The sequence below is a fragment of the Microbulbifer sp. ABF4_107 genome (assembly GCF_056312215.1).
In genome coordinates, this window is the sequence record NZ_CM149983.1 from 2100424 (window position 1) to 2112636 (window position 12213).

The 12213-nt window shown below is 52.2% G+C and carries 10 protein-coding genes; 8 read left to right on the forward strand and 2 right to left on the reverse strand.

Annotated features, from left to right (window positions below; translation table 11 throughout):
• The first annotated feature begins 20 nt into the window (after positions 1-20).
• From ACYX4K_RS08685 to ACYX4K_RS08720, 8 genes are all read left to right on the forward strand, one after another.
• Positions 21-224, forward strand: coding sequence for a DUF1656 domain-containing protein (locus ACYX4K_RS08685; RefSeq protein WP_475092514.1), 204 nt, complete (start codon positions 21-23; stop codon positions 222-224).
• A 3-nt stretch (positions 225-227) separates the two neighbouring features.
• Positions 228-1349 (forward strand): HlyD family secretion protein, encoded by a 1122-nt coding sequence (locus ACYX4K_RS08690; RefSeq protein WP_475092513.1) that lies wholly within the window; start codon positions 228-230, stop codon positions 1347-1349.
• On the forward strand, positions 1303-2844 hold the full coding sequence (locus tag ACYX4K_RS08695) for an efflux transporter outer membrane subunit (RefSeq protein ID WP_475092512.1): 1542 nt from the start codon (positions 1303-1305) through the stop codon (positions 2842-2844). Before ACYX4K_RS08690 ends, ACYX4K_RS08695 begins: the two co-directional genes overlap by 47 nt.
• Before the next feature lie 417 nt (positions 2845-3261).
• Positions 3262-4923 (forward strand): c-type cytochrome, encoded by a 1662-nt coding sequence (locus ACYX4K_RS08700; RefSeq protein ID WP_476178821.1) that lies wholly within the window; start codon positions 3262-3264, stop codon positions 4921-4923.
• On the forward strand, positions 4917-6020 hold the full coding sequence (gene coxB, locus ACYX4K_RS08705; RefSeq protein WP_475092510.1) for a cytochrome c oxidase subunit II: 1104 nt from the start codon (positions 4917-4919) through the stop codon (positions 6018-6020). Before ACYX4K_RS08700 ends, coxB begins: the two co-directional genes overlap by 7 nt.
• On the forward strand, positions 6017-7609 hold the full coding sequence (ctaD, locus tag ACYX4K_RS08710) for a cytochrome c oxidase subunit I (RefSeq protein ID WP_475092509.1): 1593 nt from the start codon (positions 6017-6019) through the stop codon (positions 7607-7609). Before coxB ends, ctaD begins: the two co-directional genes overlap by 4 nt.
• 2 nt (positions 7610-7611) lie before the next feature.
• Complete coding sequence (locus tag ACYX4K_RS08715; protein WP_475092508.1) at positions 7612-8187, forward strand: cytochrome c oxidase assembly protein; 576 nt, start codon at positions 7612-7614, stop codon at positions 8185-8187.
• Positions 8184-9068, forward strand: a complete 885-nt coding sequence (locus ACYX4K_RS08720; protein WP_475092507.1) for a cytochrome c oxidase subunit 3 — start codon at positions 8184-8186, stop codon at positions 9066-9068. The genes ACYX4K_RS08715 and ACYX4K_RS08720 overlap by 4 nt, the downstream gene beginning before the upstream one ends.
• A 242-nt stretch (positions 9069-9310) precedes the next feature.
• Here ACYX4K_RS08720 and ACYX4K_RS08725 read toward each other — a convergent pair whose 3' ends face one another.
• The gene (locus ACYX4K_RS08725; protein ID WP_475092506.1) at positions 9311-10921 is read right to left on the reverse strand and encodes a GMC family oxidoreductase; all 1611 of its coding nucleotides are present in this window, start codon (positions 10919-10921) and stop codon (positions 9311-9313) included.
• 260 nt (positions 10922-11181) lie between these two features.
• The gene (locus tag ACYX4K_RS08730; protein WP_475092505.1) at positions 11182-12198 is read right to left on the reverse strand and encodes an ATP-binding protein; all 1017 of its coding nucleotides are present in this window, start codon (positions 12196-12198) and stop codon (positions 11182-11184) included.
• Positions 12199-12213: the final 15 nt, after the last annotated feature.

The window sequence follows — 12213 nt, forward strand, 5'->3', positions numbered from 1 at the left end:
CTGCGGACAAGGATATTCCAATGGCACACGAAATTTCCTTGGGCGGCGTGTATTTTCCGCCGCTATTGATCGCCAGTATCGTTGGTCTGATCGCTACCCTATACTCTGCTCGCCTGATGGATCGTTATCGAATTTCGCGACATTTTGTCCACCCGCCACTGGTACTGCTAAGCATATGTGTCATTTACACATTGGTGATCGGCAATCTGTTTATTGGGATCTGACCCTTGAAGTTGTTCAGCAAGTACCTCCTGACCGGCTCTGTCCTGCTGATAGCGTTGCTCATTGCGCTGCTTAAATTCTGGAGTTCTCTAAACAACCCTTGGACACGCGACGGACAGGTCCAGTCGAATATCATTCAAATGACACCGAATGTTTCCGGTCAGGTGATTGAAGTGCCAATCAAAGATAATCAGTTTGTACACCAGGGAGATCTACTTTTTCAAATTGACCCACGTCCCTATCAGGCTGCACTGGCCGGCGCCAGAGCACAATACGACAAGACTGATGACAGCTATTTGGCACAGGAACAAAAAGTAGAAGCTGCAATAGCGCAGGTTGAGGAGTCTGACGCAGCCGTGTGGCAGGCGGAAAGTAGAATCAAAGAGCTCGACGCCGAAATCAAAAAATACCAAGCGGAGCTCTTGCGCCAACAACACTTACTACCACAAAGAGCCACCTCTCAAAGATCACTGGAATCGGCGCAGGCACAGTATGATGTTGCCCTGGAAAAGCGTAGGGCCGCGCAAGCGGCCTTAGCTCAGGCTAGGGCGTCACTTTCCGGTACGCGCTCACAACTAAAGGAGGCTCGAGCAGAGCTTGGCCAACTGGGTGAAGCCAATGCCAGTATTCGCGCCGCCCGGGCTGCCGTGCGCCAGGCAGAGCTGAATCTTGAATTTACACGACTGGTTGCGCCAGTTGATGGCTATGTCACCGACTTGAATCTGCATGTTGGTAGTCATGCGATGGCGAACCAGCCAGCCTTGGCGATCGTCAGTGCCGAGGATTATTGGATCGAAGGCTATTTCAAAGAAACTACAATTGCGAGAATACGGCCAGGTGATGATGCCGTAGTTACTCTGATGTCGTACCCTGACCACCCACTTCAAGGACGCGTGGAAAGCCTCGGCTGGGGTATCTCACAACAGGATGGTAGCCCAGGCTACGATTTACTGCCCAATGTCAGCCCAACCTTTGAGTGGATTCGGCTTGCACAGCGGATACCGGTTCGAATTCGCCTAAAAATGATCCCGGAAAATATCGCCCTCAGGGTAGGCACTACCTGTTCGATCACAGTCAGGAGTGGAACAGCCACTGTCCATGATGGCGCTGAATCAAGTGAAAAATAGGTGGCGTAATTTTTACCTCCGCAGCCGATCGACCGTTGCCGCCGGCTCCTGTGTCCTCCTTGTTAACGGCTGTATGCTCGGCCCAGACTACCGAGAACCACCTGTTCCCGTACAGGAGAGCTGGATTTATGAAACTGATTCCCGTTTAACCACTGAAATTCCGGTTAACGTGGCATGGTGGGAAACGGCTTTTTCCGACCCTGTTTTGAATGATCTAGTGGGTTTTGCGCTACAAGAAAACTTGTCCCTGAGTTCTGCATCGCTACGCGTCCTTCAGGCACAACAGCAATTAGCCATCGCCATCGGCAATCAGTTCCCCCAATCGCAACAGCTAACCGGTTCTGCTTCAAGAAGTAAAGAGAATGACATCATCATCGATGACTATAACGTAGGATTCAATCTCAGCTGGGAGCTTGATATGTGGGGGCGACTTCGCCACGGGGTTGAGAGCGCAGCCGCTGAGCTCAGTGCCAGTGCCGCAGACTACGATGGTGTTCTAGTATCATTAGTGGCACAAATCGCCCAGACCTATATCCTGATACGCACAACTCAATCACAGATTTTTGTTGCGGAACGCAATATTGACCTGCAGAAACAAAGCTTAAAAATTGCGCAGTCAAAATTTGACGCCGGTGCCGTTAGTGGCCTGGACGTCGCGCAGGCAGACACGCTATTAAATAATACAAAGGCATCTGTCCCTGTACTGGAGACGACGCTTCAGCAATTGAAAAATTCATTGGCTACTCTCCTCGGGCTTCCCCCCGATGGCGTCAGTCAACTCGAGGGAAAACCCGGCAGGATTCCTTCGCCGCCTCTGAAAATCGCCATTGGCATGCCACAAGATATGCTGCGCCAGCGACCGGATATACGCGCAGCTGAAAGACGTCTGGCCGCGCAAGGTGCGCAAATCGGGATTGCGCGTGCAGAGCTTTATCCTGCATTTTCTATCGCCGGATCTATCGGTTCGCAAGCTACTACACCTGGCGATCTATTTACAAGCAAGAGCGAAACCTGGGGTCTTCTCGGGGGCTTTCAATGGAATCTGTTTAACTACGGTCGACTGCGCAGCAATGTACGTCTGCAGGACGCCCGTTTCCAGGAGCTGGTGGAGGAATATCGTCAGTACGTAATAGATGCACAAGCGGATGTTGAAAATGCAATCGTCGCCTATTTAAAATCATTTGATCGACTCACACTTCTACAGCGTGCCGCACGGGCATCGAGTGAGTCCGTCACCATCTCCACTACTCAGTACACAAACGGGCAGATTGGGTTCAACACCGTTATCAGCACACTCACTGCGGACGCACAGCAACAAGACTTGCTCGTGCAAGCACAAGGCGCGGTTGCGGTAAATCTGATCCAAGTCTATCTCGCGCTTGGTGGTGGATGGGAAGTACGGACTGATAGTAATCCCATCAATTTATTGCCAGAACCGGTGAAGGAAGAAATGCGCGACCGCACCGGGTATTGGGACAAAATATTTGAGCAATAAATACACTATACCGGATAGACCACGTTCCTTACGCGCGCCTTAATAGGTAATCGAATGCCTAAATCGACAGTACTTGTAATCCAGGTTATACACTTCCCAGAAGAGCACCGATACGGAATGCACTTGCCATGGGCAGAGCGCCAAATCAACAAATCCGTTTGAGTCGACGCTGGAATTCCTACACGCCGGAAAAATCGATCCATTGGCTACCTATCGCGATAGGTGTTACCTGTTCAATCAGGAGTGATAAATGCCAGAATTGACACTATTTCTTTATTTGCGGAATGTAACTACGCGAACTATACAGTATTTGCGGGGAGCGCCATTATTGGTGTAGTCAACGACATAGGCTGCAATTTCCAGCCTTGCATTAAAATTCGGTTACAGAATTGAATGACATTTAGTCTACGCCCACCGATGGCTGGCGCAGATATTTACTCCTGTTCGAAAAAATGCAATTGGCGATACAACATTCAACGTCAGGATGATGGAAGGAACACCTTGGGAACAGAAAACTCGAGAGCGGAATTCCTCACGAGGAACCGCCGATCAATTGTCGCCGCATTCTTCTCCTGTTTGTTATGTGCGGTTCCGTTGAGCTACGCCTTCCACCCCATTTCAAAAAAACTGGAATTCATCACTACTTACCCCACCTACCCGCCGGTAGACTACGGCACCGGTGCCCAGGCTCAGACAATCCGGCGTGGAGAGTACTTGGCAAAAATCGGTGACTGCCTGGCCTGTCATACGACTACCGAGGGCGGCAAACCTTTCGCCGGTGGACTGCCCATCCCAACTCCATTTGGCACTTTCTACACTCCCAACATCACACCTGACCAGGCTACTGGCCTGGGCAATTGGAGCGAAGCAGACTTTATAAAGGTAATGAAGGAGGGAATTCGACCCGACGGCTCAAATTCTTTTCCAGCGTTTCCTTACATCTACTTCAATCGGGTAACTGAGTCAGATCTAAAAGACCTCTGGGCCTATCTCCAGGCCATTCCCGCAGTAAAACGTGAGAACCAGGAAAACACCCTTCCCTTTCCAGCGAACGTGAGGCTTGCACAGTACGGCTGGAAGTTGCTGTTTTTTTACCCTGATCGAGGCAAATTCACGCCGAACCAAAATCGTTCCGAGACATGGAATCGCGGTGCATATATCGTCGAGGGCCTTGGCCACTGCAGCATGTGCCATACACCCATGAATCTGTTGGGCGCCACCAAGGACCGCTATTATCTTACCGGCTCAATGATCGATGGATATTGGGCGCCAGACATCACCAGCCGCGGGCTGGAAACGGCACCCCGCTTTCAGATCGCCGACGTTTTCCACGAAGGCAAGTTGATTAACAGCGCAGGAAATGTGCGCGGTCCCATGGCAGATGCCAACCATAATAGTCTGCGACACCTTACCGAAACCGATGCACTCGCGGTGGCAGAATACCTGAAATCGGTGCGCAGTAAGCAACCGCGACCGCTGGATGAGCGCAGAGCCGGTCAGCCACATTTGAAACGCGGCGAACAAGTGTTCTGGAATGCCTGCAACTTGTGTCACGTCGATGGTGAGGCGGGTGCACCTCGCATCAAGGACAGTGATAACTGGTGGCGCCGCCTCCAGGCCCGACCTATCGCCACGCTTTACCAGCATGCCATTGCAGGCTACAACAATATGCCCGCGCGCGGCGCGTGTGTGAGCTGCGATAATAAGGATATTGAATCAGCGGTAGACTACATCATCAAAAAATCCCTCACAGACTCGCAATGGCGGCAATATACCGGCATTGTTCAGTCGCCGAGGCCGGTTGCTATCAGTCACAATACAGGCAGGGCTATATACCTGGCTTCTTGCGCATCCTGCCATGATAAAGGTGCTCTGGGAGCACCCGTACTGGGTGACCGACAACAATGGGCTGCGCGACTGAATAAGAATTTTGACGTACTGCTTCACAACACCCTTAAGGGAATGAATGGAATGCCTCCTATGGGGGGGTGTACCACATGCAGTGGCGAAGAAGTGGTCGAGGCGGTGAAATACATGGCCGAGCAGGCCCAACCGGATAAGGATTTCTCGTTATGGTAGTCCTACTCTGCGCGCTGGCCTTGAGCCTGGTTTCCAACGCCGCGGCGGCTGCAGCGCAAGTCAATATGCCGCGCGGCGTAACCCCCGTCAGCCAGGGAATCTACGACCTGCATATGCAGGTAATCTGGATTGTCGTCGGTATCATGGCTGTGGTTTACGGAGTCATGATTTACTCCGTCATCCGTTATCGAAAATCCAAGGGTGCTGTCGCCTCCACCTTCTCCGAGAACAACCTCCTGGAAATCACCTGGACGGTGATTCCTATCGCCATCATCACCGCAATCCTCATACCGTCCATCAGATTACTTGTGGATATGGACGACTACGACGCTGCCGACCTAACGGTCAAGGTGACCGGATACCAGTGGAAATGGCAATACCAATACATGGATCACGGTATCGGCTTTTACAGTAACCTGGCCACGCCTATGGCGGAGGTGGTCGGGGCCAAAGCGAAAAACGATTGGTACCTGCTGGAAGTAGACGAACCACTGGTTCTTCCGACAGATCGCAAGGTGCGCTTCATTGTCACATCAAATGATGTCATCCATTCCTGGTGGGTACCAGAGCTGGGTATAAAGCGCGACGCAGTCCCCGGCTACATGTACGAAGCTTGGGCGCGCATTGATCGACCGGGTATTTATCGAGGTCAGTGCGCCGAACTTTGCGGAGTCAACCATGGCTTCATGCCCATTGTGGTCAAGGCAGTCGAACCACAGAAATTCGATCAATGGATCGCCGGACGCAAAAATGTTCCGATAAGAAAATCCTTGAGCCAGAATTGGACCTTACCCGCGGTAATGGAACGCGGCGCCGCGTTGTACGACCAGCACTGCAGTGCCTGCCACAAGCCAGACGGTAGCGGTATGCCGCCCACCTTCCCCTCGTTGCGTGATAGCTCTATCGCCACAAGTACCGATGTCAATCGTCACATCGACCTGGTGATGTTCGGCGTGCCCAATACCGCCATGCAGGCCTACGCCCCCCAGCTCGACGACGAGGAATTGGCTGCAATCATCACTTACGAACGGAACGCCTGGGAGCACGATACCGGCGACCTAGTGCTCCCTTCCCAGATCCAGGCGCGCAGGAGATGAATACCGTGCAAAGCGAAACTTTGACAAGCCAAGAGAGCAAAGGTAAGCGCGTACTGGATTTCCTCCATCGCTGGGCCACCACCACCAACCACAAGGACATCGGCACATTATACCTGTGTACCGCACTGGTGAACTTATTTATCGGCGGCGCTTTAGCCCTGTGTATTCGCGCAGAGTTGTTCATACCCGGGCTGCAATTTGTCGAGCCAAATTTTTTCAACTCGCTAACCACTCTTCACGGCCTGGTAATGCTATTCGGTTTTATCATGCCTGTGGCGGTCGGCTTCGCCAACTGGCTAATACCGTTGATGATTGGTGCACCCGACATGGCCCTGCCGCGACTAAACAATTTGAGTTTCTGGCTGCTGCCATTCGCCACCGTGCTGCTTTCCAGCACCCTGTTCATGGATGGCGGTGCCCCAAATTTCGGCTGGACCATGTACACCCCTCTGTCTACCACGTACGGCCCGCCCAGCACTGACTACATGATTTTCGCAGTCCACATGCTCGGCATCTCCTCAATCCTCGGTGCCATCAATATCATCACTACCATTTTTACCATGCGCGCGCCGGGTATGACCTTCATGAAATTACCAATCTTTGTCTGGACATGGCTGGTCACAGCCTTTCTCCTGATCGGGATCATGCCAGTACTGGCCGGTGCAGTGACCATGATGTTGTTCGATCGCAACTTCGGCACCGCCTTTTTCGACGCTGCCGGCGGTGGCGACCCACTACTATTCCAACATATATTCTGGTTCTTCGGGCACCCCGAAGTGTACGTGCTTGCGCTTCCGGCATTCGGCGTAATCTCCCAGATCATTCCTACGTTCAGCCGTAAACCGCTGTTCGGCTATCGCACCATGGTCGCAGCCACCGTTCTCATAGGCTTCCTGTCCTATATCGTTTGGGCACACCATATGTTCACCAGCGGTATGCCCTATGGGGCACAAATGTATTTCATGCTGGCCACCATGCTGATTGCGGTTCCAACCGGTATGAAAGTATTCAACTGGATCACCACTATATTTCGTGGGTCGATAAGCTTCGAAACACCCATGCTGTTTGCAATCGCTTTCGTTTTTATGTTCACCTTCGCCGGCGCTACCGGAATCATGCTGGCAGTAGCTCCAGCCGACTTCCAGTATCACGACACTTACTTTGTTGTGGCCCACTTTCACTATGTACTGGTTAACGGGCTGCTTTTCGCTTTTCTTGGAGGAGCCTACTATTGGTATCCCAAATTCTGGGGGCGCATGTACGATGAGCGACTTGGGAAATGGCACTTCTGGTTGTCGACAGTTTCAGTGAACATGCTTTTCTTCCCGATGCATTTTCTTGGGCTAGCCGGAATGCCCAGGCGCATTCCGGACTACGCCCTGCAGTTCTCCGATTTCAATTTAATCTCGTCCGTGAGCGCGTTCGTCTTCGGTTTCAGTCAGCTGATATTCGTGTACAACCTGATCGTCTCTCAGCGCCGAGGCCAACTTGCAAGCAACCGGGTATGGGAAGGTGCCGAAGGCCTGGAGTGGAATCTGAGCTCGCCACCACCACACCACAGTTTCCAGAGCCCGCCGAAGGTGGGTTGAGTATGGCGAAGAATGAATCTGCCCCAGCGCGGCGCCCGCTACTGATTAAGCTGGCGCTCACTACACTGATAATGTTTGGGTTTTCTTTCGCGCTGGTACCACTGTATGACCTCATGTGTGATGCGTTGGGCATTGGCAAGATACGCATATCCGAGAAGCCTTCTGCTGGCAGTGTTCTTCCCCCACACTCGCTAAAGGTCGAGTTTGTCGCCACCAATGCTGAACAGCTCAATTGGCATTTCTATCCCCTAGTTAAATCTCTACAGGTAACTACCGGAAGGACTTATCTGGTGAATTTTGTGGCGAGAAACAACAGCGCATCCACCATGACAGTACAGGCAATACCCAGTATCACTCCGGTCCAGGGTACAGACTATTTATTCAAAACCCAGTGTTTCTGCTTTGAGCAGCAAACATTGGAACCCGGCGAGTCGATCAAGATGCCAGTGGTGTTTTTGATCGACTCCGCCCTCCCAGAAAAATATGCCACTCTTACCCTATCCTACGCACTGTTTGCACTCCAGCGTGAGGCGCCCCCGAAGCACAGCGGTGCAATCAAACCAGGGAATCAATCATGAGCGAGCCCGGCCCTCCGAAAGGAAAATATTATGTCCCCGCTCCATCCTACTGGCCCATACTCTGTGGCCTCTCTCTACTGATTTTTTTCACCGGTATCGGCCGCTGGCTACACGAACTCCCCAGCGGCCCCTGGATTTGGATGTGCGGGGCCACCCTGTTATTGGTGGCGCTGTGCGGCTGGTTCGGCAAGGTAATCGACGAGAATTTATCGGGGGTCTACAACGAGCAGGTGGGGCGATCATTTCGCTCCGGAATGAAGTTGTTTATTTTATCTGAAGTTATTTTTTTTAGTGGTTTTTTCGCGGGCTACTTCTTCATCCGACTGTGGGTGATTCCCATGTTATCAGGAGAAGTACACCCAATAACGAACGTAACTCTGTGGCCGGATTTTCAAGCCCAATGGCCCTTGCGTGAAAACCCGGACAATCAGCGTTTTCTTGGAGCCACGGAGCTGAGCAGCCCCTGGCACGTGCCACTAGCCAATACTTTGTTACTACTCACAAGCAGTCTGACCCTGACCTTTGCCCACCGAGCAATGACCAAGGGGCACGGTGTCATACTAAAAGTGGGCCTACTACTCACTATTCTGCTGGGTATTACCTTTCTCGGACTGCAGGCTCACGAATACATTGACGACTACCAACGCAATAACCTCACTCTCAATGCCGGCATCTACGGCAGTACTTTTTACCTATTGACCGGTTTTCACGGCTTCCACGTCCTAGTGGGAGTCATCATGATCACGACTATGCTCGGTCGTGCCATCAGGGGCCACTTCGCCCACAAGGGAGATCATTTTGCGTTAGAGGGGGTAGCTTGGTACTGGCATTTCGTCGACGTGGTATGGTTGCTACTTTTTCTATTCGTATACTGGCTATAGTACTACAGTGATTAGCTGCTGTAGCGAAAAGCGCAATCTTTCTGTGATTCCGGAAGTCCCGGTGACTACCAATCGGAGCGATTACACATTCGTGTAATATAGGCAGCCGGCAAAGTGGCAGCAGCCCCCTCAAGAGCCTTTCCAATTGACCGGCGGCCTTTTAATCACAATGTACTCCACAGTATGGTTACTAATTCCGCCACGAATACTGACGAAACTCGTAACCATACCGGTAGCCACATTCAAGATGCGGTATCACCGCCTCCAGTGCGAATCATTTCTGCCGCCTTTTCGGCGATCATGATGGTGGGAGCGTTGGTATTACTGCCAACAATTGTTGGCATGATCGACGCGTCAATCACACGCAGCCCATCCAAGCCGTGCACACGTAATTGGCTGTCTACTACCGCCATATCATCCGACCCCATCTTGCAGGTGCCAACAGGGTGAAAGACTACACCCAGTCGGTCGCGTATCGCCTGCTCCAGTTCCTCATCGCTCTGTTTATCCGGGCCCGGATGGATTTCTTCTTTACGATATTTATCAAAAGCCGGCGCAGCAAGTAGCCGGCGTACAAGTCGTACCCCAGCAACCAGCGTCTTCATATCATCTGGGTGGCTAAAGAACTGGAAATCGATCAAGGGCGGATCGGAGGGGTTGGCACTATTCAGGCCAACAAAACCGCGGCTTTTCGGTCTCAGACAGCAGACATGACAAGAATAGCCATCTTCATGCAACAACTTAAGATCACGACCGGCGTCATCGAACAGAAGTGGGATAGTGTGCAACTGCACATCCGGGACATCGAGTGCGGGATCGGTTTTCAAAAAACCGCCGCCTTCAATAACCGAGGCTCGCAGTTTTCCTAAATGTGCGCCATAGTATTCGATTCCTTCGCCCACCATCTGTAGCATCCCTATCGCAGATAACTGCACGCCACCGTGAAAATGACTTTTTGTGAGAACTACGGCATCCGCGTGCTCTTGCAGATTCTTACCAACTCCCGGTAGCTCATGCATCACGCCAATACCATGTGCTGCGAGCTCTTCTGGATCGCCAATTCCGGAGAGCATGAGTATCTTTGGACTATTGAATGCACCCGCCGATAAAATAACTTCACGCTTAGCACGGATGCACTTTTCCTCCCCCTTATGTTTTACAACCACGCCAACTGCGCGCTTACCTTCCAGCTCAACGCGAAGTACATCTGTGTTGGTGAGTACTGTAAGGTTATGTCGGCTCATAGCGGGATGCAGATAGGCAACCGAAGCACTGCAGCGTCGGCCGTGGGTGATCGTAAACTGGTAGGGACCAAATCCCTCGTACTCTGCACCGTTGAAATCATCATTTATCGGAAAGCCGGTTTGACGGGCGGCTTCCACGAACACCTTGGTAATCTTGAATTTCATCTCACCGTCGGAGACTGCGAGCGGGCCGCCGACCCCGTGGTATTCGTCCGCGCCGCGAACATTGTTCTCCGCCTTACGGAAGAAAGGCAGGCATTCCTCATAGCTCCAGCCCTCGTTGCCAAGATCAGCCCAGCGGTCATAGTCCGATCGGTGCCCCCTCGTGTACACCATGCCATTGATCGAGGACGAGCCACCCAGCGTTTTACCACGAGGACAGAACACAGGCTGCCCATTGCGAATATTCGGTTCAGACTTGGCGTCGTAGCACCAGTCATACTTTTTTGTGAACATAAAGTATCCGAAAGCGCCCGGTGTGTGAATGAACTCAAAGCCGTCCTTCGGACCTGACTCGATGACACAAACGCTGACTTCGGGGTCTGCAGATAGACGATTGGCGAGCACACAGCCGGCGGATCCGGCTCCAACTATTACGTAATCATACATAACTGACTTTTCCTGAAATCCAGTTCGGCTGCACTGGCAGTAGGTTAAAAAACAGGCAGGAGAACAAAGTGTAGAAACGATCGCGAAATACGACAAACGGATGCCGGCAAATAGCTGCTCAACCCGGTGGCGAAATCAGGTGTCCTACCTGACCACGGGTTCACATCCGGTACTCACCTTCTTTGCAAGACCTTAGTTTTTCAAACGGACAGATCGCAGAGCCCCTGGTAGAGGGAAATCGCTCAGCTGACTGGTCTAAATCAGAAAATGGGCTGATCTGCACGCAAGCGACGCATCACTGACTCCACAATCAGCCCGCACACATCGACCGGCTTACCGAAATCCGGGTACTGATGACCCCGGATACCAGGGCGTGTATTGGCTTCGACGACGATGTAGTTCTCCCGGGTTGGCGCCTGAGAGTGATCCCGCGCGATGATATCGACGCCACATGCATCGAGACCTGGAATAGCGCTTACAATCGACTCGACCGCCTGAATCATTCCCGGGTGAACTTCACTGGTGATATCCTTCGTGTCACCGCCCGTCGATATCCCGGCTTTCCAGTCGATCACCACTTTTTCACCGTCTTCCGGAATACTGTCGAGCATATACCCTCGCTCTGCCAGTAAGTTCTTGCGGTGCCCATCGATTTTTGCTTCGGCATTGCGCCTGCTCGGATTGAGTTTCAACCGCAACGCGTTACGCCTTGCATTGAGTTCCTGTATTGAACTGACACCGTCGCCGATCACATAGGGCGGAATCCTGGAGTGTACCGCCACACACCTGCCTTCAATTACGCAGTATCGAGCCTCGACGCCATTTTCAAAACATCGCTCAACCAGAACCTGTGACTGAGTGGATGCCACCGCGGACATCCAGGCGTCATTAAAATTTCCTGGTGTAACCCCGACTGATACCCCCTGCCCCTTGCGCCCATCAGCCGGTTTAAGCACGGCAAGGCCAAGCTCCCTTACCATCTCCAGCGCAGCGAGCCGCTCATCAGGACCGAATGCAGCGCCGCCAGCGGTATTCACGCCTATTCGTTCAAAAATAGACTTGGCAACACGTTTATCCTTGAGGACCCGGTACGCAAGAAGGGAGGTATATGGAGTTTCCGTCTGAAGCAGATGGCAAACCCGCCCCTCGAACTCCACTTGCAAGATGCGCCCAATGCGTTTTACGGTGCATCCATTACGTCTGAAATGCGCACGAAACAACTGGGAAATTGGAATGTAGTGCTCCCCGGAAAAGTCATTTCGCAAAAGCTCCACCATAGGTTCACACCGGCC